This is a genomic window from Nonomuraea sp. NPDC003560 (assembly GCF_042878785.1).
Lineage (GTDB): Bacteria > Actinomycetota > Actinomycetes > Streptosporangiales > Streptosporangiaceae > Nonomuraea.
Genome location: NZ_JBIAOF010000022.1, coordinates 75,346 through 100,135 on the forward strand (window position 1 = coordinate 75,346; position 24,790 = coordinate 100,135).

Below are 24,790 nucleotides of genomic sequence, written 5' to 3' on the forward strand. Positions count from 1 at the left end.
TCACCTCAGTCCTCGGTCCGGGTCAGGGGGATGTTGGCGTACGCCGGGCCGGCGTCGCCGACCGTCAGCACCTCGCCGGTCGCGGACAGGTAGCGTCCCGGGCCGGCTGCGGTGAGCTGCAGGGTGATCGGGTCGTCGAGGGAACCCCCACTGGGCAGGTCGATCACGGCGTGATCCCCGTCCTGCCGCAGGCGGTACGGCGCCATCGGCACCTCCCCGACCCGGGATTCGTAGTCGCCGGCCAGGCCGGGTTCGAGCGTCGACGGGCCGAGCTCGGGCACGACGGTCCGGTACCGCACATCGCCGGTGACGGCGTCGAGCTGGTAACGGACGTGCCCGGCCGCGTCGCGCAGGAACACCGACCGGCCGTCGACGCCGTGAAGCACGCCGTCGCGGGCGACGATGTCCCGGATGTCGCCAAGGCGCCCGACGTACCGGCCGACCGCGTCCTGCGGGTGAGGCGAAGCCGCCGCCGGGGGTGGGGTGGCCTGCGAGCCGTGGCCGTCCGCGAGCCGCCGGACGATGTCGGCCGCCAGCTCGTTCTGCAGGTCGTGGTCCACGGAGTTGGTGAGCACCGCACCGCCGATGCCGAGGTCCGGCAGCCAGAACACCTGGCAGAGGAAGCCGAAGCCGGACCCGCCGTGGTGCAGCACCCGGACCCCGGGCGCCCAGCGGTCGACGTAGAGCCCCAGCCCGTACCCCTGGGTCTGCTCCTCGGTCAGCCTCGGGAAGTCCAGGTGCTGCCGGGCCAACTCGGGCCGTAGGACGCCGTCGCCCTCGCGCAACTGGAATCGCAGGTAGCGCAGTACATCCGCCACGCTGGTGTAGAGACCGCCCGACGGCACCATCGGCACTCGCCGGGGCACGTCGCGACCCGCGCGGGCGAACGTGCGGGAGTGCCCGAGCGCCCGGTCCTCCTCGCCGTCGAAGGCGCCGAAGTCGAACGTCGACCGGGTGAGACCGAGCGGCTCGAACAGCCGCCCGCGCATGAACTCGGCGAACGTCTCCCCCGCCGCAGTGGCCACCACCTGGCCGGCGAGGTCGATCCCGAGGTTGGAGTACTCGTGGTGGTGGCCGACGGGGAACCGCAGCCAGGTCTCGGAGATGCTGGCGAGGTGCTCCTCGAACGTGGCGTCGCCGACCTCGTAGTTGGACCCGACCGGCGCCTCGTGGGTGAAGCCGGCGGTGTGGGTCAGCAGGTGGCGCAGGGTGATCCGGCGTTCGGGCCGCTCCTCGAAGTCGCTGTGCACGGTGAAGTCCGGCAGGTGGCGCAGGATCGGCTGGTCGAGGTCGACCAGGCCCTCCTGCACGGCCAGCAGCACGCCGGTCGCGGTGACCAGCTTCGACGTCGACTGGACGCTGAACATGGTGCGGACGCCGATGCCGCCGCCGAATCCCTCGGCCCAAAGGACGCCGTCGGCATCACACAACCCTACGGCGACCCCCGGAATCCCCCGCGACCTCGCTTCGCGGGGAACGGCTTCGGAGAGATACGCGATGAGCTCATCGACCCGCGACATGACCTGCCCCTTCTTCGGTACGACCCCGCGCCGTCGACGATCCGGCCAGGACCGCCTCGTATCCGGCCGGATCGGTGACCCCCTCGGTGTCGAAGAGGACGAGCGTGGATCTGGGCCGCAGCAGCGAACCCGCCCGCGAGTCGAGCCGCAGCCGCCGGAGACCGGCCAGGCCGGCCGCGCCGCTCTCGCTGGTCGCGACGCCGAGCGCGGCGAGATCGCGGACGGCCGCGGCCACTTCGAGGTCGGAGACCCGGGTGGCGGCACGGACGCCCCGCTGCAGCGCCGGCCATGCCACCAGCGAGACCTCGCCGCAATTGAGTCCCGCCATCGTGGACTCGTGCGGTCCCGGCACCGTCACCCGTTCCCGGGCCGCCAGGGACTGCCATAGGCAGTCGGCCGCCGCCGGCTCGGCAGTGACGACGCTGCACGACCCGCTCGCGAGGCTGCGGACCGCGGCCGAGGCGAACGCGCCCACGCCCACCGGGACGAGCGCCAGGTCGATCGACGCGTCCGAGCCGAGCGCCGCGGCGAGCTGACGCCGGGTCTCGGCGAAGATCGTCGAGTAGCCGGCGGCCACGGCCTCGGGGATCCGGGTGTACCCGGGCCACGACGTGTCCGAGACGAGCAGCTCGTGCCGACCGTCGGGCCGGTCCCACTCCGCGCTCTCGGCCGACCGGCGAACGGCGTCGTCGTACGATCCGGCGACCACCTCGACCTCGGCGCCCTCACCGCGGATCGCGTCGACGCGTGCCTCGGCCATGTCCGCGGGCACGAAGATCCGACTGTTCAGGCCCAGTCGGCGCGCCAGGTACGCGACGGCGCGGCCGTGGTTGCCGTCCGTGGCGGTCGACAGGACGATCGAGGCGCGCAGGGCGCCGGCCGCCTCGGCGAGCGCGTCGAACGTCGGGAAGGGCACGCGGCCGATGTGGCCGGCGATCGCCACGCTGACGGCCCAGCTCGCACCGACGACCTTGAACGACGGCAGGCCGAGGCGCTCGACCTCGTGCTTGACGAGCACGTGCGCGACGCCGACCTGGTCGGCGATCGCCGGCGCCGGCACCAGCGCGGACTCGGCGAATCCCGGGATCGATCGGTGAAAGTGCTCGATCGCGTCCGGAGGGCGTTCCGCCCAGCCGTCGAGGGCCGACCACGCCGGGTTCCACAGGACGTTACTCTCGAAGTGCGCCATCTCAGTCCCCAGTTCCCCTTTTCTCATCGATGGCCGACCCGGCCAAAAACCGGCGCGCGCGCTCGACGACCGGGGCATCGACCATGACGCCCCCGACGGCGACCGCACCCTGCCCGGCCGCCGCGATCACCTCGCGCGCCCAGGACACCTCCTCCGGCGACGGCGCGAAGGCGGCCCGGATCGCGCCGGCCTGGACCGGATGGACTGCGAGCTTGCCCGCGTAGCCCTCGCGGCGCGCTCGCCCGGCGTCGGCGAACGTGGCGTCGTAGTCCCGCAGCGCCATGGTCACCCCGTCCACCGGCGCGGGCTTCCCAGCCGCGCGGGACTCCAGAGCCAGCCGGCTCCGGACCTGCCTGACGACGTCGGACTCCTGCTCGCAGCCGAGATCGAGGGCGAGGTCGACAGTGCCCAGCATGAGCCGCTCCACCCGCTCGACGGCGAGCATCTCGGCGACTCGCCCGACGCCGGCGGCGGACTCGACCAGGGCCGCCGACGGCACCGGGAGCAGGTCGCACACTCGTTGCAGGTCCGCCGCGGACTCGGCCTTCGGCACGACCACGCCCCGCAGGCCCGCGCAGCCGACCAGCGCGCGCAGATCGTCCGCATGCCACGGTGATCCTGCCGGGTTCACCCTCACCCAGGCGGATCCGCCGGCGGCGAGCCAGCCCGCGACGTGGTCCCGGGCCGCCGGCTTGGCAGTCAGCGCCACGGCGTCCTCCAGATCGCAGATGATCTGGTCGGCGGCGCTCGCGGCCTTCGCGAAGCGCTCAGGGCGGTCGCCCGGGACGAAGAGCCAGGCCGGGCCTCGTACGGTGCTCATGCGACCAGCGCCGCGAAGGTCCAGTCGAGGACGGCTCCGCGACCGGCCACCGACGTCTGGGTGTTGAGCACGGCGATCGCGGTGCCGTCCCGGTAGGGCGTGACGCCCCGCACCGTGACACGGCTGCGCACCGTGTCGCCTTCGAAGACGGGCGCGACGTGGTCGCACGCGAACCACTCGGTCACGATCACCAGCCCCGGGACCATCCGGCAGGTCTGGCTGAGCGCGAGCCCGATCGTGTGCCCGCCGTAGACGAGCCGGCGGCCGCCGGCGGCCTCCGCGTCGTGGTGCACCGCCGCGATGTTGACGGTGAGGCGCGCCAGTTCCGGCGCGCTCGAGACGACGTCGCCGGCCGCCAGCTCGAAGGTGTCGCCGGCCGCCGGCAGACCGCCGGGAGAGGGCGCCAGCGGCTTGAGCGACCACTGCGCGAGCCAGTCGGGGGCCGTCGCCACGTCCGGCACGGACGGTGCGGTGAAAAGGCCGTCGACGTGGGGGCCCGCCTCCGGGGCCGGTCCGGACCCGTCGCGGCAGGGCAGCAGCGCGCACCGGTCGAAGGCGAGGATGACACGTCCGGTCTGGTCCCGGGTCACGATGCTCAGCACCGCCTTGCCGCGCTCGGGCCGGTCGGGCCGGGACCGGACCCGGCGGAGAGCGACAACCTCGGTCGAGGTGACGAGGGTGTCGCCGAGGTACGGCGTCGCCCGCGGCCGCAGTCCCCGGTAGAAGAGGTTCGCCACCACCTGGCGGGTCACGACGCTCGACTGGCCGACGGCCACGTCCCAGACCACGCCGGGATACGCGAGGCCGGGACGTCCGGTGACCCGCTCGGCGAGCGTCTCGTCGAGGCAGAGCCGGAGCCGGTCGCCGAGGATCGCCCGATGCTGAGCATGGAGCCCGGTATCCAGCGTGACGGCCGGCGCGGTGAAGGTGTCGCCGACCGCGAGGTCGTCGAACCAGGGACCGTCCACGACGCTCATGCGTTCTCCTCCGGTGCCGGCACGCCGGCGGTCAGGTAGCGGGCGAGCAGGCGCACCCCGCGGCCGTTGGCGCCTGCGGCCCACCGGGCGTCGGCGGCCGGGCGCATCACCGTGAGCCCGAGGTCGAGGTGCGCCCACGGCACACCGGACGCGAACGGCTCGAGGTACAGCGCCGCGGTGATGGCGCCGTACGGCTGGGGCGCGTCCGGGTCGAAGTTCCGGGTGTCCGCCACGTCGGAGGCGAGGGTGGCTCGGTAGGGCTCCCACATCGGCATCGCCCATCCGGGCTCACCGGCCGCGCCGCCGGCGGCCAGCACCTGCGCCAGCAGGGCGTCGTCGGTGCCGAAACCGGCCCACATGTCGGGGCCGAGGCCGGTGGCCGAGGTCAGCGTCGCCAGGTCGACGATCGCGGCAGGGCCGGCCTCCACGGCGTACGCCATGGCGTCCGCGACCACGAGCCGTCCCTCGCAGTCGGCGTTGGTCACCTCGACGGTCCGGCCACCGCGATGGCGCAGGACGTCCCCGATCCGGACCGCGTCCGGGCCCGGCATGTTCTCGGCGCACGGCAGATAGGCCCGCACCGGCGCGTCGGAGCCCAGGCGGGCCAGCGCGACGAGGGCGCCGAGAACGGCGGCGGCGCCGGCCATGTCCGCCTTCATGGTGAGCATGCCCCGGGAGGGTTTGAGCGACAGGCCGCCCGCGTCGAAGGTGATGCCCTTGCCCACGAGCGCCGTGTGCGGGCCGTCGCCTCCGCGTCGCAGCTCGATCAGGCACGGCGGATGCACGCTTCCCCGGCCCACGCCGGCGATGCCGCCGAATTGCTCGCGCTCCAGCGTCGCGGCGTCGTGTACGCGTACCTCGAACCCGAGCGCCTCGCCGAGTTCCTGGCACACGGTCGCCAGCCGCGCCGGGACGAGTTGGCCGGGCGGCGTGTTGATCAGGTCCCGAGCGAGGTTGGCGGCCGCGCCGAGCGTGACCCCTTCCCGTACGGCATGCTCCGGCCCCCCGTGCCGACGCGGACCGGGGTCGAGCCGGGCGAGCAGGTCGGCGACGGTCCAGTCGGGGCGGTATCGGTACGTGCCGAGGGTCCAGCCCTCCGCCGCGGCGACCGCGCAATCCGGGTCGGCCTCCCAGCACCCGATCGCGTCGAGCACCGCCGGCGCGGACCCGCAGTGCCGGGCCGCCGCCATCGCGGCCGCCCGCACGTGGTCGAACGCCAGACCCGGCCGGGGATCACCGACGGTCACGTAGACGAGGTCGGGGCCGTCGAGGACGGGAACCCGGGCCACGTCGCCGGGCTCGGCCGGGCCGAGGCGAGCCCCGATCGCGTGCACGTCAACATCAACGCCGGCCTCCGCGAGGAAGCCGGCGACCGGGGCCGGCACCACCCCATCGGTCCCGACCGGCACGACGACCACGTCCGCCACCCGTTCCGCCACCTGGTCCTCCTGAACACGCGGGCCGCCCGCTGCGACCCGTCTCGTTCGAGCAAGCTAACCGGCGGCGCCGGCCGCCGTCGGTGTCGAACACCCAACCTCGGGACCGCCTTTCATGTCGGGCCACAAGAGTCGCCACCGCACCCGATGAAAACTTGGCGGCGCCGTCCAAAGCGCCGGAGGAAAACCCATGAACGCACTGTCCGTCGGCTCCCGCTCCCGGGTCGCCGGCGTCGTCGCGGCGTCGATCCGGATGATCCGCTGCGAGTCACCCTCCACCGACCTCGCCGCGGTCGCCCGCAGCGCCGACTGCGTCGCGCGGGTCGGCGAAGAGATCCTGGGCCGCCCCGCCGAGCCGATCGTCACCGCCGGCCGCACCCACCTGCGCTGGCGGTGGGGAAAGGAACCACCTCGCGTGCTCGTGCTGGGGCACCACGACACCGTCTGGCCACTGGGCACGATCGACACGATCCCCTGCACGGCCGGCGACCGGATCCGCGGGCCCGGGTGCCTGGACATGAAGGTGGGCCTCGCCCTCGCCTTCCACGCCATCGCCGCGCTCGACGACCCGTCCGGGGTCACCCTGCTGGTCACCGGCGACGAGGAGCTCGGCTCTCCGACCTCCCGCGAGCTGATCGAGGATGAGGCCAGGGGCTGCGCTGCGGCCCTGGTACTGGAGGCCGGCGACGACTCCGGCGCCCTGAAGACCGAGCGCAAGGGCCGTGCCCACTACGAGCTGACCTTCGCCGGACGCGCGGCCCACGCCGGCCTGGAACCGCACCTGGGCGCGAACGCGCTGATCACACTGGGCGCCGCCGTCGGCGCCGTCGCCGCGCTGGCCGACGACGCGGCGGGGACCAGCGTGACGCCGACGATGGCTTCCGCCGGTACGGCCGTCAACACGGTGCCGGACCGGGCCACGCTGACGATCGACGTTCGCGCCCGGACCGCCGAGGAGCTGCGGCGGGTCGACGCCGCGATCCGCGGCCTGGCGCCGGCGAACGGTGACGTCACCGTCGAGATGGAGGGTGGCATCGACCGTCCACCGCTCGATGCCACGATGACGGCCGGGCTGTTCGAGCGGGCCCGCGCCGTGGCGGATCGGCTGGGCATCGGCCCGCTCGCCGGCGTCGCGGTCGGCGGCGGATCGGATGGCAACCTCACGGCCGCTGCCGGGGTGCCGACCCTGGACGGCCTGGGCGCGGTGGGCGGCGGGGCGCACGCCCGCCACGAGTGGGTCGACGTGGCTCGGCTCGGCGACCGTCTCGCCCTGCTGACCGGGCTGCTCGCCGACCTGCTCGGCGAGGCCAGGCGATGACGCCGGAGCACGAAGTGTCAGTCCGCGAGGCGGCCGGGCTCGCCGACCTCGAGGCGATCGCCGCCCTCTTCAACCGGGTCTGGGACGGCGCGCCCGACTCCAGCCAGATCACCGTCGCGTTGCTGCGCGCCTTCAGCATGACCGGCAACTACGTCGCCGTCGCATTCGTCGGGGAGCATCTGGCCGGCGCCGCGGTCGGGTTCCTCGCGCCGCACAACGGATCCCTGCACAGCCACATCACCGGGGTCGAGGCGAAGTACCGCGCCCAGCAGATCGGCTACCTGCTCAAGTGCCACCAGCGCGACTGGGCGCTGGGCCGCGGCATCGGCTCGATCACCTGGACGTTCGACCCCCTGGTCCGTCGCAACGCGTACTTCAACCTGGTCAAGCTCGGTGCCCGGGCGACGGACTACCTGCCCGACTGCTACGGCCCGATGCACGACGGGCTCAACCGCGGCGAGGCCAGCGACCGGTTGTTCGTCGAGTGGGACCTGCTCTCCCCCGCCGCCGCCGGGCCGCCCGAGGGTGACCATCGGCCGCTGATCATGGTCCGCGACGACGCGCTCCAGGTGGTTCCGTGGACCGGCGGGCCCGCCTTCGTCCCGGTCCCCGAGGACATCGAACGGGTCCGGGTCGAGAACCCCCTCCTCGCGCGGGCCTGGCGTGCCCACGTACGGGACGTGCTGGCCGGGGCCCTGGCCGGCGGCGCCGAGATCGCCGCCTTCGACCGGCGGCACGGCTACCTGATCACCTACCCAACCAAGACAGGAGAACGATGAAAGACCACCCGGACGTCGTGACGATCTGCTCCGACCTCATCGCGATCGACACCAGCAACTACGGCAAGGCGGGCAGCAAGGGCGAGCTGGCCGCGGCCGAGTACGTCGCCAGTCTCCTACGCGGGGCGGGGTACGACCCCGAAATCATCGAGTCCGAACCGACCCGGGCCAACGTCGTTCTCCGGGTCCCGGGCGCCGACCGGTTGCTGCCCGGCCTGCTCGTCCACGGGCATCTCGACGTCGTCCCCGCCGAGCCGGAGCGGTGGACGGTGGCGCCGTTCGAGGGCCGGGTGGCGGACGGTTACGTGTGGGGCCGTGGCGCGACCGACATGAAGGACACGGTCGCGATGATGCTCGCCACTCTGCTGCGGTGGGCGGCCGACGCGACCGGACCACGACGCGACGTGGTCTTCGCCTTCGTCGCGGACGAGGAGGAGGACGGTGCCCTCGGCGCCGAGTGGCTGGTGCGCAACCGACCCGAGCTCTTCGCCGGGGTCACCACCGCCGTCGGCGAGTCGGGCGGGCGGCCCGTGCCGGTACGGGCGCCCGACGGGACGGTACGGCGGTTCTACCCGATCGCTGTCGCCGAGCGTGGCTCCCTCCACATGCGCGTCCGCGCGACCGGTACGGAGGGCCACGGGTCACGCCCGAACCCGGACAACCCCGTCGCCCGCCTGGTGACCGGCCTGGCCCGGATCTCGGCGCACCGGTGGCCGCTGACGCTGACGCCACCGGTGCGCCGGCTGCTCGACACCGCCGTGCGGACCCTCGGCCTCGACGCCGACCTCTCCTCCGACGAGGGCGTCGAGGCCGTCCTCGACCGGATCGGGCCGCTGCGCGAGTACGTCGAGCCGTCGCTGCGCTGCTCGACGAACGTCACCGTGCTCGACGCGGGCTACAAGTTCAACGTGGTACCAGGCGAGGCGCACGCCGAGATCGACGTACGCTCGCTGCCCGGCACCGAGGACGAACAGCTCGCCATCATCGACGAGTTGCTGGGACCGTCCGTCACCCGGTCATTCCTGTCCTACCGCCCCGCGATCGGGGCCGGCTGGGACAACGCCTGGTACGACGCGATGGCCGCGTCGGTCCTGCGCCACGACCCGGACGGCGTGATCGTCCCGTTCTGCATGGGCGGTGGCACCGACGCCAAGCCGTTCGCCGAGCTGGGGCTGGCGGGCTTCGGCTTCGCCCCGCTCGGCGAGGACCCCGACGGCCGCACACCAGCCGGCATGCACGGCGTCGACGAACGCGTGCCGATCGCATCCCTGCGCAGCGGCGTCGACGTGCTGGACGACTTCCTGCGCACGGTATGACCTACGGCGCCGCGAACGCCCTGGCGTGGGACCGGTTGCATCCCTGCCTGACCCGCCGGGCTGCCTGGCTGGACCACGGCGACCTGCCCGTGCTGGAAGGCATGCTGATCCGGCTCACGGTGCACCACCTGCCCGGTGACCGTGACCCGAGACCGTTGTGGCTGCGGTCGTCCCGCACCGGCGTCTGTCCGTCTCATGTGGACAACCTCTGGCAGGCGTTCCTGCGCAGGTTCGACCTTTCGTGTCGGGGTCGGTGAGGCTGAGCAGAATCCGGAGCGGCGGGGGAACCCGCGGCTGGTGATTTCGCCGGTCACGATCCGGACCGCACGCGCATTCGTCGCCTGGGCCCACCGGCGTCTCGGTCCGCCGCCCGGTGCCAAGTTCGCGATCGCCGTCCAGATCACCGACGAAACCCTCGTCGGCGTCGTGCTCGTCGGACGACCCGTCGCCCGGACCTTCGCCGACGGCCGCACCGCTGAGGTCACCCGGCTGGCCACCGACGGCACACCCAACGCCTGCTTCGCGCTGCTGGGCGCCGCCTGGCGGGGCGCCCGCGCGATGGGCTACTGCAGGTTGATCACCTACACCCCTGTGGCTGGCCTACCTGGCCGGCCTGCCACCCATCCGGCTCCACGACCTCCGCCATGGCGCGGCCTCGCTGATGCTGGCGGCCGGGGTGGAGATGAAGGTGGTGCAGGAAACGCTGGGCCACACCTCCAGCGCGTTCACCGCCGACACCTACACTTCCGTCTACCCGCAGGTGGCCACGGCCGCGGCCGAGAAGACCGCGGCCCTGCTGTTCGGCAAGGAAGAGCAGGCCGAGGCGGGGAGAGTCGTCTCGTTGAGGAGCTGACAGTCGGATCAAGCATCCGGCCCCGCGTTCGCCGCCTGCTCGCGGCGAGGCGGGGCTGCTGCTCTTGCCGCACAGGCTCGGAGATGCCGGATGATCATGGTGTGTGCAGGGTTGGTGCAACCGAGCACGCACGGAGCACGCAACCGCTAGACGAAAATTCTAGAACGCATCCGACGCCGCGTTATCGCAGGTCAGGCCATGATCAAAGCGCGCCCTGCAGGATTCGAACCTGCGACCGTCGGATTAGAAGCAAGATCTTTTGGTGTCGCGCAGTGACGCTAGATGATGTTTCGTCCCACCTCAGCGTACTTCGCGTGTCAGGCAGCGCCGGGTCCTGACGGCGCGTGACGGGGCGTACGAGCACGCGCCGAGCACGGCCGCCCCCATTCGATCACCGCCGTTACGGCACCGGAATGGATCCCGCGCGCCAAGCCGTCTCCGCATCATCAAAAGATGACGACCAAAGTGCTCGGCGCGCTCCAACCCGTGCACAAGCCAATGATCTTCACACCGCAAGCTGTCGCTTATTGAAGGCGCCGTCGCTGGTTCCAGCATCCACCTACGCCTGGACGGCCGCCCGCAGAGCGCCGGAAGCGACGCCTTTCGCGAACTCCGCAGCGGCTCTATGTGATCGGCCAGCAGCGAGCGGGACCAAGAAGATCTACCCAAAGGTTCTCTTTTCGACATCAAACGGGACAATCATGGGCAAATCTTTGCCTTAATCTCCTCGGGCCGCCTATCGCCGACTTGTAAGGTCCTCGTGCCCGTGCCCACTCCGATCACCTGCCCTTGCAGGCTGACGTCGATGCCAGTAGTCGGGTGAGAAGGATCCTGATCCTGTCGGCCGTACTGCTCCTGAGCGTGTTCCCAGGCACCGCCCACGCGGACCCGCAGCCGGGGACGGTCGAACCCGACTGGGGAACGGTCGAGGACGATCCGGACTTCCCCAGGCCGGCTCCCACCGTGACCATCACCGTCACACCACCCGCCAAGCCGAGCCCAGCACCCACCATCACCAAGACGGTCAAGCCGCCAACACCGGCGCCCACGGTCACCGTCACCACAGTTCCGCAACCCGCTTCCGTCAGCCAGCCCCCCGCGGCAAGCTTGCCACCAATCCATGCCGAAACGCCTGGTGTGGGGACGCCGACGCCCGAGGTGACGTTGCCCCAGGTGGCTCCGCCGAGCACGCCGACTCTGTCGCCGGCACCGTCCTCCTCGTCCTCGGTCCAGCAGGCGGTGCGGCTGGTCAGCGCTCCCTCGCCGCGCCCCGGGATGGGATGGCGGGACATGTTGCTGGCCGTCCCGGCGATCGTCCTGATCGTGGCCGTGCTGTGCGGACTGGTGCTGGTCGAGGCGCGTACCAGGATCACGCGCCCGCGCCGCGAGGCGCACATCGGGCAGCACCGGGCCCACTGACTTCTCCCTCACTGCTTCCTCTCCGCAAAGGATGTTCATGCTCTCCCGATGGATCACGCCACCGATCGTCGCGTTCGCCGCCGTCCTCGGCTTCGGCGTCACTCCGGCCGGCGCTGACACGGCCGTCACCTACATCTGCAGATCGCCCCTGGGCACGGACGCGCCCGTGCAGGTCCAGGTCCGGGCGACCCTTCCGGCCACCGCGTCCATCGGGCAGAACCTCGACCTGGAGTGGTCCGTCGACACAGGGCTGCTCGCCCCGGACGCCTTGCCCGCAGGCGCGGTGACGCAGAAGGGCACCTTGAAGATCTCCACCGTGATCCCTACCGCGACCACCACCTCCAGCCCGGCACCCACTTCCACGAGCAGCGCCACCACGTCAGCCGATCCCGCCACCACAGTCGTCACCACCTCACCGCCCAACAGCGCCGCGATCACCAAGGGCCAACCCCTGAACGGCGGCGCCATGAAGGGCACCTACACACCTCGTCAGGCCGGCACGCTGAGCGTCGTCCCTGGCGACATCTCCTTGCTCATCACCCGTAACGGCACTGTCCAGGAAACGGTGTGCACCGCCGACGCCGCAGCCCCCGCCCTGGGCTCCGTCACCGTCAAGGGCACTGAAGCAGCGACCACCGCCACGCCGTCGAGTACACCCACCCCGACCCCCACTCCTACGGTCACGGTGACCGCAGCACCCACGGACACCGATCAGGGCGGCGCCGTCGTCACCCCCGTGGGTGGCGCGCCGACCGGAGGTGGCGGCCTGGCCGCGCCGGATCCCCTCCCGTACGTGGCGGGCGGCGGCGTCGTGCTGTTGCTGGCGATCGGCATCGGCTGGGAGTTGAGGCGCAGGCGCGTGCATGGACTCTGACCGGCACTCGGAGTACTCGTGGCTGGTCTTCTTCGCTGCCGCGAAGGCAAGCCGACCGGCGGCCTGTCCTCCGTCGCCCGCCTCGGGGACGCCGGGCAGGAAGCTGAACGCCTTCTCCTGGGTGATGATCATTGCCGGAGTGATCGTCCTGGTCGGCACCCCGCTGGCGATGACCTACCGGGTCCTGGCCGACGCCGCATCCGCGTCCGCGTCCCCGCCTCCGCAGTACGTCGTCATACCCGCGCCTCCTCCGCCCGCGGCGCAACCGTCCCCGCCCTCAGCCGCCGAGGCCGTGGCCCCGCCCACCCGGCTGGACATCGAGGCGATCGGCGTGTCAGCGCCGATCGTCCAGGTCGGCCTGGACGCCGGCGGGGTGATCGAGCCGCCCCCTCTGGACGAGGAGAACCTGGTGGGCTGGTACGGCCTCGGCCCGTCACCGGGCGAGGTGGGCCCGGCCGTCCTGCTCGGCCATGTGGACACCCGGACCGCTCCGGCGGTCTTCGCGCGCCTGAAGGAATTGCGGCCACAGGATCGGATCACAGTGGCCCATACGGACGGCAGGCGTGACGTGTTCGTCGTCGACCGGGTCGAAAGGGTCGCCAAAACCGCGTTTCCGAGCGCCCAGGTCTACGGCTCGACGTCGAATCCGGCCCTGCGCATCATCACTTGCGGCGGCGCCTTCAATACCACGTCGCGCAGCTACGCGGACAACGTGATCGTGTTCGCCAGCTTCCTGCAGGCCAGCCCCCAACTGTGACATATCTGTGACAACCACGATCAAGAGCATGCCGACCCGCCGAAACGATCGATGAGACAAGGCTTCCCGCCCATTTCTTGATCGATAAGCGCGAGGTTCCCCGGCACGAGGGCGACCCTCTGAGCTGCTAATTTTATCGCCGCTTTACGTCCTCTTTGCTCTTGTTTGGAATTTAAGTGATCAATACGCGCGGTGTATCCGCTGCGCTGACGGGGGCGCTCACGCTCGCCCTCCTTCAGCTGCCTCTGGCGGCAGTCGCCCCCTCCGCGGCCCATGCGGAGACCGACCCGACGCAGACCATGGTGGCCACCGAAGCCGCAGCGCTGAAGCTGGCCCGAAAGACCGGCAAGCCCGTCGAGATCGGCGCCTTCCGTGGCGAGTCCCGCGAGGTGTTCGCCAACAGCGACGGCACCTACACCGCCGTAGAACACCTGCGCCCCGTCCGTACGCATCAGGCCGGCCGCTGGGTCAGGACCGACGCCCGCCTGGAGAAGAAGCCCGACGGCTCCATCGGCCCGGTGGCCTCCACCGTCGAGCTGCGCTTCTCCACCGGCGGCGACGCGCCGCTGGCGGCGATGGGCCTGGCCGGCCGGGAACTGTCGCTCGGCTGGAACAACACGCTGCCTGCGCCCACACTGGACGGCGACACCGCCGTCTACGCCGACGTACTGCCCGGCGTGGACCTGCGAGCCCGCGCCGACGTGGACGGCTTCTCCCACGTCCTGGTCGTCAAGACCCGCGAGGCGGCCGCGAACCCCGCGCTGTCCCAGCTCAGCTACAGCCTGTCCGGCAAGGGGCTGACCACCAGGAAGGACGACACCGGCGCAGTGTCAGCGGTCGACACGGCCTCTGGAGCCGTCGTCTTCAGGGCGCCCACCCCGCTGATGTGGGACTCGGCGCCCGCCCAGGCCGCGACGGCCCGTACGCTCAAGTCCGCTCCGGCGGCGGCACCCGGCCAGGTCAGCTCCGCCGAGGGCCCGGGCGAGGGCGCCAACGTGGCCGAGCTCGGCGTCCAGGTGACCCAGGACGAGCTGGCGCTGGTGCCCGACCAGAGCCTGCTGACCGGCGCGAACACCACCTTCCCCGTCTACATCGACCCGGTGTTCAAGACCGAGCAGGCCAACGAGTGGGCGATGACCACCAGTGCCTTCCCGTCCACGCCCTACTACAAGTTCAAGGGCAAGAACGACGAGGGCATGGGCTACTGCAGCACCAGCCTCGACTCGCGCTGCGGCAGCAACCACGTCAAGCGCCTGCACTACGAGATGCCGATCGGCGCCTACGCCGGCAAGACCGTCATCTCGGCCGAGTTCCAGGCCAAGGAGGTCTGGTCGGCCTCGTGCGAGGACCGGTCCGTCCAGCTGTGGTGGACCGACAACTTCGCCGACGCCCTGGACTGGGACAAGCAGAAGACGTCCGGCTGGTGGCGTCAGCAGCTCGACTCCCGTGACGTGGCCTACGGCCACGACGCCAACTGCCCGGCCAAGAACGTCGAGTTCGACGCCAAGGCCGGTCTGACCAAGGCCCTGGCGGCCGGGCAGTCGCGGATGGCCTTCGGCCTGCGCGCCGCCAACGAGAGCGACATGATCGGCTGGAAGCGGTTCGGCGACGACGCGTACCTGCGGGTCAACTACAACACCCCGCCGCAGCAGCCCAAGCCCGCCGACCTGAGCATGAACCCGGGTGGCGCCTGCGTGTCGCCGAACGGCCCGAAGTTGCAGAAGGTGCCGGTCCTGTACGCGACCCTGCGCGACGCCGACACCGAGGACGCCGCCAAGGTCCGCGGCCAGTTCCGGCTGTTCTGGGACGGCGCGCTGAAGTGGACCTCGCCGCTGACCGACGCCAAGGCGTCCGGCTCGCAGTTCCAGATGACGATCCCGGCCACGCTCAACCCGCCGCAGGGCAAGACGCTCTCCTGGGACGCCCGCTCCTACGACGGCACCACCTACAGCGCCTACAGCAGTGAGGGCACCGGCGCCGTCTTCTGCACCTTCCTGTACGACACCGCCGCCCCCACCGCCCCGACCATCACCTCCACGAGCTATCCGGAATCGGACCCGGACAACCCGGACGACCCGTGGATCGACGGCGTCGGCAGGTACGGCGACTTCACGATCAGCACCACCGCGACCGACGTGGTGAAGTACCAGATCGGGCTCAACACCGACCCGTCGTCGGCCTTCGAGCGCACCACCACCGGCGGTGGCCCGGTCACGGTCAGCATCATGCCGTCCACGGCGGGCGTGAACTTCCTGCGGGTCAAGGCCCTGGACGCGGCCGGCAACGCCAGCGCGGTGGCCCAGTACCTGTTCCGCGTCAAGGCCGGCACCCCGGCCAAGGCCGAGTGGAACATGGACGACCCGGCCGGCTCCACCACCCTGTCCGGGCAGATCCCGGCCACGCTGACGGGCAACGCCACCCTCGGCATCCCCGGCGCCGACGGCACCGCCCTCGACCTGGACGGCACCAGCACGTACGCCAAGACCGCGGGCCCGGCCCTGGACACCACCAAGAGCTTCTCGATCGCCGCCTGGGTGCGCCTGGCCACGTCCAAGCCCGGCAAGCAGATGAACGTGATGGCCCAGGCCGGCGCGGTCAAGTCCGGCTTCGACCTGTTCTACTCGCCCGGTTATGACCGGTGGAGCTTCATGCGCACCACCACCGACACCAGCACCGCCACCGGCGTCCGCGTCAACAGCACCGCCGCCCCGCAGGGCGGCGAATGGCAGCACCTGGTCGGCGTCTACGACGCCACCGCCGGACAGCTCCGCCTGTACGTCAACGGCACGCTCACCGAGAGCACCGCCTTCACCTCCGGCTGGAACGCCACCGGCGCGGTGTTCATCGGCTCGGGCGCCTACAGCGGCGGCCCCGGCACCCTGTTCGGCGGCTCGATCGACGACGTCCGCCTGTACGACCGCGTGGTCACCGGCACCGAAGCCCGTGACCTGTTCACCACGCACCCCACCGTGGCCGCCCGCTGGAAGCTGAACTCCGCCTCCGGCACCCCCGCCGTCAGCGGCGACGACAGCGGCAAGGCCCGCAACCTCACTCTGGGCGGCGGCGCCTCGATCAGTACGGCGAACGTCGCCGTCGGCACCGGCGCCCTGACGCTGAACGGAACCAGCGGCTACGCCGCCACCGCCGCCCCGGTCGTCAACACCGGTGAGAGCTTCACCGTCGCCACCTGGGCGAGCACGGCGGGACGCCCGCAGAAGCCGGTCGCCGTGCTGAGCGAGGAAGGCAACGTCAACAGCGCCTTCACCCTGCGCTACGTGCCCGACCGGGCCGATCCGGCCAACCAGGGCGCCTGGCAGATCGACGTGCCGGACAAGGACGCCACCGGCGCGGTGTCCCAGACCGCGAGCCACCCCCGCTTCCAGACCAACTCCACCTGGGACCACCTCGCGGTGGTCTACGACGCGTTCGCCGACCAGCTGCGGCTGTATGTGAACGGCCAGCTCGAGGAGTCGGTGTCGGTCCGCGACAACACGGTGGCCTTCAGCGCCGCCAAGGGCCTGCAGCTCGGCCGGACGAAGACCGGCGGCGCGTACGGCGAGTACTGGCCCGGCCAGCTCGACGACACCTGGGCCTTCACCGGCATCGCGAGCGAGAGCCAGATCCAGACCCTCGCCAACAGCACCGAGATCACCACCTACCCGCCCACCGCGCCCGAGCTGCTGCTCACCTTCGACGAGTGCGACGGCACCACCGTCTACGACTACTCGGGCAAGGGCCACGACGCCACGCTCAACGGCACCGCGAGCTGGGTGGAGGACGTGCGCGGAAGCTGCGCCGCCCAGCTGACCGGCGGCGCCTACGCCAGCTCGACCTCACCAGTGCGGACTGACCGGGCCTTCTCGGTGACGGCCTGGGTCAAGCTGGACAGCGCCACCGCCAACCACGCCGCCGTGTCCCAGGACAGCGCCGGAGGCAGCGCCTTCTACCTGGGCTACGAGCAGGCCACCCAACGCTGGATGATGCGCATCAGGGCGAACGACACCTCGACCGCCGCCGCCCGCACCGCTCTCTCCAGCGCCGCGCCGGCCATCGGAACGTGGACCCACCTGGCCGGCGTCTACGACCCGACCAGCAAGAAGATCAGCCTGTACGTCAACGGCGTCCTCCAGGGCTCGGCCGCCCATGACACCCCGTGGAACGGCAGCGGCGCGCTGCAGATCGGCCGGACCAAGTTCGTCAGCGGCAGCTACGGCAACGCCTTCCCCGGCGCTCTTGACGAGGTCCACGCCTACCAGGGCGCCCTCACCGCCGAGGAAATCACCCTCCTCGCCAATTCCTGACGCCGCTGGGCCCTCAGGGGCCCAGCCCGCGTTCCCCCTTCCCCGCCTGACACAGGCTTTCTGGAGGTAACCCGTGGGCAGCACGCTGCCACGCAGGCGAGACCGCTGGATCCGGGCACTGGCCGTGCTCGCGCTCAGCGGTGTCGGATTGACCACCCTGCACGCCCAACCGGTCAGCGCCGAGCCGCAGAAGAACGGCCGGCCGGACGTCACCAGTCATGACCGCGTCGCCAAGGGCGGCCAGGTGGCCGTACGCGACCGCAAGCCGGATCCGGCCACCAAGCACACGCCGATCCCCGCGACCATCGACTGGCCGCGCGCCGTCACGGTGGAAGCGGACTTGGGCGCCCCTCTCAGCGACTCACCTCTCCAGCTCAGCGTCCCTGCCACGCCGAAGATCAAGAGCACCGCGCCCGCCGCGGGCGGCAAGGTCAAGCTTCAGGTGCACGACCGGGCCGCCGCGCAGCGAGTCGGCCTGGACGGCCCGCTCTTCAGCCTGTCGCAGAGCGAGGGACAGCCCGGCCGAGCCGAGATCAAGCTGGACTACTCGTCGTTCAAGCACGCATACGGCGGCTCGTACGGCAGTCGGCTCCGCCTGGTGAGCCTGCCTTCCTGCGCCCTGACCAGCCCGGACAAGCCGGAATGCCGTCAGGCCACGCCGATCGCGTCCGCCAACGACCCTGCGGCGAGCACGCTCACCGGCGAGATCACGCTGGCCGCGGACGCGCGCGCGCTGACCGCGAGCGGGCCGATGGTGCTGGCCGCCACCACCGGGCCTTCGGGCAGCCAGGGCGACTACCGGGCGACCTCGTTGTCGGCCTCGGCGACCTGGTCCGCGGGCGCCAACACGGGCGACTTCACCTGGTCCTACCCGATGCGCGTGCCGCCCGTGCCCGGCGACCTCACCCCGGACCTGGCCGTCTCCTACTCCTCGGCCAGTGTGGACGGCAAGACCGCCAACACCAACAGCCAGACCTCGTGGGTGGGTGAGGGCTTCCAGCTCTCCCCCGGCTTCATCGAGCGCAGCTACAAAGCCTGCCAGGACGACGGCGAGGGCACGGACCTGGAGAAGCCCGGCGACCTGTGCTGGGCCTACCCCAACGCCACCCTCACCTGGAACGGCAAGGGCGGCGACCTCGTCCAGACCGTCCCCGGCTCGGACGTCTGGAAGCTCAAGGACGATGACGGCACCCGCATCGAGCACCTGACGGGCACCACCAACGGCGACGACAACGGCGAGCACTGGCGGATCACCACCACCGACGGCACCCAGTACTTCTTCGGCCTCAACCGCCTGCCCGGCTGGAACGGCAGCGGCGCCACCAAGTCGGCCCTCACCGTCCCGGTCTTCGGCAACAACTCCGGCGAGCCCTGCAACGGCGGAGGCTTCGCCGACTCCTGGTGCCAGCAGGCCTACCGCTGGAACCTCGACTACGTCGTGGACCCGTCCGGCAACGCGATGGCGTACTACTACAACGTCGAGGGCAACCACTACGGCCGCAACCTGAAGAAGGCGGACGACACCCCCTACGACCGCGGCTCCTGGCTGGACCACATCGACTACGGCCTGCGCTCCGACGCCGTCTACACCGGCAAGCCGCTGGGCCGGGTCGACTTCGAGGTCGCCGAACGCTGCATCCCCGAGTCCGGGTTCGACTGCGCTCCCGACAAGATCGACAACCAGCCGCAGCAGTGGCCGGACGTGCCCTGGGACCAGCAGTGCAAGAACGCCGACGGCGAATGCGAGAAGGTCTTCGCGCCCGCCTTCTTCACCCGTAAGCGCCTGACCAAGGTCACCACCAGCGTTCTCAAGGCCGACGGCTCCTACCGCCCGGTCGACTCCTGGACACTGGACCACAGCTGGGGTGAGGCGGACGCCGACAAAGCACTGTTGCTGAAGTCCATCCAGCACACCGGTCTGGCCACCGGCACCCCGGTCAGCCTGCCTCCGGTCACGTTCAACCACGTCCAGCTCATGAACCGGCTGGACAAGCAGGGCGACGACATCCCGCCGTTCGTCAAGTACCGGCTCGGGACGATCTACGACGAGTCCGGCGGCCAGCTGGACGTCAGCTACAGCGAGCCCGAATGCACCCTGGACAGCCTCCCCGCGCCCTCGGACAACGGCAAGCGCTGTTTCCCGGTGTTCTGGGAGCCAGGCGGCACCGCGAACCCCGTCCGGGACTGGTTCCACAAGTACGTGGTCACCAAGGTAATCGCCTCCGACCGCACCGGGCTCGCGCCCGACATGGTCACCAGCTACGCCTACGAGGGCGGCGCGGCCTGGCACTTCGACGACGACGACGGCCTGGTCAAGGAGAAGTACAAGACGTGGGGCCAGTGGCGAGGCTACGGCAAGGTCACCACGCGCACCGGCGGCGGCCCCGAGGTCGGCATGAAGACCGAGCAGACCTCGCTGTACCTGCGCGGCATGAACGGCGACCGGGCCACCAAGGACGGTTCCGACACCAAGACCGTGACCGTCTCCGACGGCGAGGGCGGCACGCACACCGACCATGAGAGCCTGGACGGCTTCCTGCTCAAGACCACCACGTACGACAAGCCCGGCGGCGCGGTGGTGTCCAAGACGGTCAACACGCCGTGGCGGCACCAGTCCGCCAGCCGCACCCGCCCCTGGGGCACCGTCAACGCGGCCCTGACCGGGATCGGCAGTACCCGCACCTGGACCGCACTGGAGGCGGGCGGCTGGCGGGAGACCCGCGTCGACCACGCCTACGACACCACCTACGGCCTGCGCACCCAGTCCGACGACAAGGGCGACGTCGCCACCACGGCCGACGACCAGTGTGTCCGCATCACCTACGCCACGCCCAACACCCGTGACTGGCTGATCAACTACGTCTCCCGTGAGGAGACCGTCGCCGTGGCGTGCGCCACGGCCCCTGACCGCTCCAAGCAGGTCATCGCCGACGTACGCACCTACTTCGACAACGGCGCACTCGGCGCGGCCCCGTCCAAGGGCCAGTCGACCAAGGTCGAGAAGCTGGCCACGCACAACGGCACCACGGCCACGTACGCAACGGTCGGCACCACCACGTACGACGCCTACGGCCGCGAGCTGACCTCGACGGACGCGGCGGGACGCACCTCGACCACCGCCTACACGCCCGCCAAGGGCCTGGCCACGTCGATCGCCAGCACCACTCCTCCCGCCAAGGCCGGGGACGCGGCAACGGCCCTGACCACCACGACCGAACTCGACGCCGCCTGGAGCCTGCCCACCGCCAACATCGACGGGGCCGGGTCGCGTACCGACCTGACCTACGACGGGCTCGGCCGCCTCATCGGCGTGTGGCTGCCGAACAACCCCAAGTCGGCCGGGCTGAACGCCAACACCGAGTACAGCTACACGATCAAGAGCGGCGCCATCGTCGCGGTCGGCACCCGCTCGCTGAACAACTCCGGCGGCTACCGCCCGTGGAGCTACACGCTCATGGACGGCCTGCTGCGCCCGCGCCAGACCCAGTCACCCGGCCCGAACGGCGGCCGCCTGCTGACCGACACCCTCTACAACGAGCGTGGCCTGGTCGACCGCAGCTACGCCGCCTACTACGCCACCGGCGCGCCGGAGCCGTCACTGTTCAAGGTGACCGACGGCGTGGAGTCGCAGGCGGCCTACGAGTACGACGGCCTGGGCCGCGTCACGGTCGAGAAACTGCTGGCCGGCAACGGCGTCGGCCAGGAGAAGTGGCGCACCACCACCAGCTACGGCGGTGACCGCGTGCACGTGGACCCGCCGGCCGGCGGCACGCCCGTCACGACGATCACCGACGCGCGCGGCCAGGTGAGCGAGAAGCGCCAGTACAAGGGCGACAGCCCCACCGGCGCCTACGACTCGACCACCTACGGTTACACACCGGCCGGGCGGGTCGGCAAGGTCACCGACGGATCCGGCAACGTCTGGACGTACACCTACGACCAGCGCGGCCGCCTGATCGAGAGCTCCGACCCGGACAAGGGCGTCACCAAGACCGCCTACGACGACCTCGACCGCGTCACCTCCAGCACGGACGCCCGCGGCAAGACCGTCTGGACCGGCTACGACGACCTCGACCGCGTCACCCAGACCCGCGACGGCTCGGCCACCGGCACCCTGCTGACCGAGTTCGTCTACGACACCCTGCGCAAGGGCGCGATCACCTCCACCAGCCGCTGGTCGGCCGGGCAGGCGTACACCAGCGCGGTCACCGCCTACGACACGATGGGCCGGGCCACCCAAACCACGGTCACCGTCCCGTCGGCCGAAGGCACGCTCGCCGGCAGCTACCAGTTCGGCACCAGCTACAACCTGGACGGCACCGTCCAGTCCATCGGCTATCCGCAGGCCGGCGGCATGAACGCCGAGAACGCCGTCTACGGCTACGACGAACTGGCCCGGCCCACCACCCTCACCTCCAACCTCAACACCTACGTGACGGCCACCACCTACGGCCTGACCGGCAAGGTGGGCCAGTACGAGGTCGGCACCACGGCGGGCAAGCGCTCCTGGTTCACCTACTCCTACGAGTTCGGCACCCAGCGCCTGGCCAACTCCCGGGTGGAACGCGAGAACCAGGCCGGCGTGGACCGCTCGGCCAGTTACCGCTACGACCCGGCCGGCAACATCACCTCCATCGCGGACGTGTCCAAGTCGGGCACCGACACGCAGTGTTTCGGCTACGACTACCTCCGCCGCCTGACCGAGGCCTGGACCGAGGGCGACACCGACTGCTCCGCCGCCCCCGCCTCCAGCGTGATCGGCGGCATCCAGCCGTACTGGCAGTCCTACGCCTACGACGCCACCGGCAATCGGACGAAGGAGACCCAGCACGGCGTGGGCGGCGCGGCCGACACCGTCCGCACCTACACCTACCCCGGTGCAGGCCAGGGCCAGCATCGGCTCTCGTCGGTCACCCAGACCGGCGCGGCGGGCGCGCGTACCGACAGCTTCGGCTACGACCAGGTCGGCAACACCACCACCCGCAAGATCGGCACAACCAGCCAGACACTCACCTGGGACACTGAAGGCCGTCTGGAGAAGGTCACCGACGGCACCAAGACCAGCACCTACCTCTACGACGCCGACGGCAACAGGCTGATCCGCCGCGACGGCACCACCGTCACCCTGTACCTGCCCTTCGGCATGGAACTGAAGAAGACCACCGTCGTCTCCGGCACCCGCTACTACAACCTGGACGGCCAGACCGTCGCCGTCCGCGTCGGAGCCAGCGCGGTCACCTTCCTCGCCCCCGACCACCAGGGCACCGGGCAGGTGGCCATCCAGGGCGCCACCCAGATCGTGTCACTGCGCCGTACCCTGCCCTTCGGCGCGCTGCGCGGCTCGACCGGCGTCTGGCCCGGCGACCACGGCTTCCTGGGCACCGGCATCAACGACAGCACCGGCCTGACCCATCTCGGCGCCCGCGAGTACGACCCGCTCCTCGGACGGTTCGTCAGCGTGGACCCTGTCATGGACCTGACCGACCCCCAGCAGATCCACGGCTACGCCTACGCCGGCAACAACCCGCTCACCTGGAGCGACCCCACCGGCCTGCTGACGGCCTGCGCCTCCTTCTGCGAGTCGGGCGACACCACCTACACGCCGAAACCCAAGCCCAAGCCCGCGGCCAAGCCGTCCACCTCCACGCCCACGTCCACCTCCAGCGGAAGCCGTGCCGCCGGCACCGCGGCCGCCCAGCAGGCGGTGGCCGCCGCCCAGACCAAGGTCGAGGCGGAGAAGCAGAAGATCATTCAGACCGTGGTGGCGCTGGCGAAGATCGCGGCCGACGAGGTCGGACTCACCGCCGGCATCGACTGCTTCACCACCGGCGACCTGGCCGCCTGCGGTGAGACCGCGGTCAACGTCCTCACCTCGGTGGCCGGCGGCGTCCTCGGCAAGGCCGCGGTCAAGTACGGCCTGCCCTGGAAGTGGGGCAAGGCCATCGAACTCGGCAAGAAGGTCGGCGGCCTGCTGGTCAAGGCCAAGGACTCCTTCGTCGGCTGGCTGAAGGCCAAGGACGAGCTCGCCGTCGCCGAACGGACGTTGGCCAACTGCCTGACCAACAGCTTCGTCCCCGGCACGGCCGTCCTGATGGCCGACGGCAGCACCAAGCCCATCGAGAAGGTCGAACTCGGCGACAAGGTCAAGGCGACCGATCCGAAGACAGGCAAGACAACCTCACGCCCCGTCGTCAACGTCATCACCGGCGAAGGCAAGAAGAACCTCGTCCAGATCACCGTCGACACCGATGGCGAACGCGGCAAGGCCACCGGCGTCGTGGTCGCCACCGACGGCCACCCGTTCTGGATCGAGGCCGGTAAGGCCTGGATTGCAGCGGAGGCGCTCGCCCCCGGGATGCGGCTGCGCACGGCAGCGGGCACCTGGGTCAAGATCACTGCGATCGAGAAGTGGACCGCCGTCCAGCGCGTTCACAACTTGACCGTCGCCGGTGTCCACACGTACCACGTCGGCGTCAACGGCCCGAGCGTCCTCGTCCACAACTGCGGAACCGCTGACGCAGCAGCCGACACCCTTCGTATGCGTCATTACACCAATGCGAAGGGCAAGGCGGGAATCGTGGAGAGCGGCGTAATCCGTGCGAGCGACCAGAACAAGGTCTTCATGGTCCCCGCGAAGGGCAAGCCCATGTCTCCACGGGACGCGGAAGCCAAACTCGGCATCAATCGAGGCCGTGGTCGTCATGTGCTTGAATTCGATGTAGCCGAAGATCTGGTCAGCAGTCGTCCCAATCCGACGATGGGCATCACGGAGTGGGTAGCGACAGGAGATACTCCGATCTCGAACATCAGGGTGGTGCGATGAGTGAACCAGAGGTCACGCTGCCGCTCCCTGATGCGATCGAGCTCTTCAGCGATCTGAACGAGTTCGTCGTGTCGCTCGACCGGATCCGCTCCAGGATCGCCTTCGCCGACGCAAGCCCGCAAATCTTGGTGGACTACATGGTCGACCGTGAGCTGTTCCAGCGCCTGGCCAGGGCGCGCGGACTCGTCGGTGACGCTGTGGAAGCGGTGATCGGCGACGAGAGGTTGGAGGAGATCGCCGAGGAAGGTTACGTGTACCCCGGCAATCCTTGATCCCTCGAATGTAGGCGCGTCCCCCTGAACCGGCTTCAGGGACAGGGGGCAGCACCTGACCTGGGCGTTGCCAGGGAGGCAAAGCGAGGGCAGCCGCTTCCAGGCACCAAGGGTCCCAGATGTAAGCGATGTGGCC

At 70.8% G+C, this 24,790-nt stretch carries 16 protein-coding genes and 1 pseudogene; 12 read left to right on the plus strand and 5 right to left on the minus strand.

Annotated features, from left to right (window positions below; genetic code table 11):
* Positions 1-5: 5 nt before the first annotated feature.
* Genes ACFYUV_RS49610 through ACFYUV_RS49630 form a run of 5 tightly spaced genes read right to left on the minus strand, consistent with a single transcriptional unit; the run spans position 6 to position 5,945 of the window.
* Positions 6-1,520, minus strand: a complete 1,515-nt coding sequence (locus ACFYUV_RS49610) for a serine hydrolase domain-containing protein (RefSeq protein WP_387682824.1) — start codon at positions 1,518-1,520, stop codon at positions 6-8.
* Positions 1,504-2,709 (minus strand): pyridoxal-phosphate dependent enzyme, encoded by a 1,206-nt coding sequence (locus tag ACFYUV_RS49615; RefSeq protein WP_387682825.1) that lies wholly within the window; start codon positions 2,707-2,709, stop codon positions 1,504-1,506. The genes ACFYUV_RS49610 and ACFYUV_RS49615 overlap by 17 nt, the downstream gene beginning before the upstream one ends.
* 1 nt (position 2,710) lies before the next feature.
* Entirely contained in the window at positions 2,711-3,529 is an 819-nt protein-coding gene (locus ACFYUV_RS49620) for an HpcH/HpaI aldolase/citrate lyase family protein (RefSeq protein WP_387682826.1), read from the minus strand.
* A complete protein-coding gene (locus tag ACFYUV_RS49625; protein ID WP_387682828.1) occupies positions 3,526-4,506 on the minus strand; it encodes a MaoC family dehydratase in 981 nt (326 codons plus the stop codon). Before ACFYUV_RS49625 ends, ACFYUV_RS49620 begins: the two co-directional genes overlap by 4 nt.
* Positions 4,503-5,945 carry a leucyl aminopeptidase family protein gene (locus ACFYUV_RS49630; protein ID WP_387682830.1) on the minus strand — a complete coding sequence of 481 codons (1,443 nt, stop codon included), beginning with the start codon at positions 5,943-5,945 and terminating at the stop codon, positions 4,503-4,505. The genes ACFYUV_RS49625 and ACFYUV_RS49630 overlap by 4 nt, the downstream gene beginning before the upstream one ends.
* A 187-nt stretch (positions 5,946-6,132) precedes the next feature.
* Here ACFYUV_RS49630 and ACFYUV_RS49635 point away from each other — a divergent pair, with 187 nt between their 5' ends.
* From ACFYUV_RS49635 to ACFYUV_RS49690, 12 genes and pseudogenes are all read left to right on the plus strand, one after another.
* Complete coding sequence (locus ACFYUV_RS49635; RefSeq protein WP_387682832.1) at positions 6,133-7,260, plus strand: M20/M25/M40 family metallo-hydrolase; 1,128 nt, start codon at positions 6,133-6,135, stop codon at positions 7,258-7,260.
* A gap of 14 nt (positions 7,261-7,274) precedes the next feature.
* Positions 7,275-8,039: a GNAT family N-acetyltransferase gene (locus ACFYUV_RS49640; RefSeq protein WP_387682834.1), complete on the plus strand. Its 765-nt coding sequence runs from the start codon at positions 7,275-7,277 to the stop codon at positions 8,037-8,039.
* Positions 8,036-9,355, plus strand: a complete 1,320-nt coding sequence (locus ACFYUV_RS49645; protein ID WP_387682836.1) for a M20/M25/M40 family metallo-hydrolase — start codon at positions 8,036-8,038, stop codon at positions 9,353-9,355. The genes ACFYUV_RS49640 and ACFYUV_RS49645 overlap by 4 nt, the downstream gene beginning before the upstream one ends.
* Positions 9,352-9,612 carry a hypothetical protein gene (locus ACFYUV_RS49650; RefSeq protein WP_387682875.1) on the plus strand — a complete coding sequence of 87 codons (261 nt, stop codon included), beginning with the start codon at positions 9,352-9,354 and terminating at the stop codon, positions 9,610-9,612. The genes ACFYUV_RS49645 and ACFYUV_RS49650 overlap by 4 nt, the downstream gene beginning before the upstream one ends.
* A pseudogene (locus tag ACFYUV_RS49655) lies at positions 9,551-9,931 on the plus strand (XF1762 family protein); the annotation flags it as partial. The gene ACFYUV_RS49650 and the pseudogene ACFYUV_RS49655, both read left to right, overlap by 62 nt.
* Positions 9,932-10,013: 82 nt before the next feature.
* Complete coding sequence (locus tag ACFYUV_RS49660; RefSeq protein WP_387682871.1) at positions 10,014-10,208, plus strand: hypothetical protein; 195 nt, start codon at positions 10,014-10,016, stop codon at positions 10,206-10,208.
* Positions 10,209-11,381: 1,173 nt separating this feature from the next.
* Positions 11,382-11,627: a hypothetical protein gene (locus tag ACFYUV_RS49665; protein WP_387682838.1), complete on the plus strand. Its 246-nt coding sequence runs from the start codon at positions 11,382-11,384 to the stop codon at positions 11,625-11,627.
* Between the two features lie 37 nt (positions 11,628-11,664).
* The gene (locus ACFYUV_RS49670; protein ID WP_387682840.1) at positions 11,665-12,501 is read left to right on the plus strand and encodes a hypothetical protein; all 837 of its coding nucleotides are present in this window, start codon (positions 11,665-11,667) and stop codon (positions 12,499-12,501) included.
* Positions 12,491-13,258, plus strand: a complete 768-nt coding sequence (locus ACFYUV_RS49675) for a class F sortase (protein ID WP_387682842.1) — start codon at positions 12,491-12,493, stop codon at positions 13,256-13,258. Before ACFYUV_RS49670 ends, ACFYUV_RS49675 begins: the two co-directional genes overlap by 11 nt.
* A gap of 299 nt (positions 13,259-13,557) precedes the next feature.
* A complete protein-coding gene (locus tag ACFYUV_RS49680) occupies positions 13,558-17,559 on the plus strand; it encodes a LamG domain-containing protein (RefSeq protein WP_387682844.1) in 4,002 nt (1,333 codons plus the stop codon).
* Between the two features lie 73 nt (positions 17,560-17,632).
* Positions 17,633-24,382 carry an HYD1 signature containing ADP-ribosyltransferase family protein gene (locus ACFYUV_RS49685; protein WP_387682846.1) on the plus strand — a complete coding sequence of 2,250 codons (6,750 nt, stop codon included), beginning with the start codon at positions 17,633-17,635 and terminating at the stop codon, positions 24,380-24,382.
* The gene (locus ACFYUV_RS49690; protein ID WP_387682848.1) at positions 24,379-24,654 is read left to right on the plus strand and encodes a hypothetical protein; all 276 of its coding nucleotides are present in this window, start codon (positions 24,379-24,381) and stop codon (positions 24,652-24,654) included. The genes ACFYUV_RS49685 and ACFYUV_RS49690 overlap by 4 nt, the downstream gene beginning before the upstream one ends.
* The last annotated feature ends 136 nt before the right edge of the window (positions 24,655-24,790 follow it).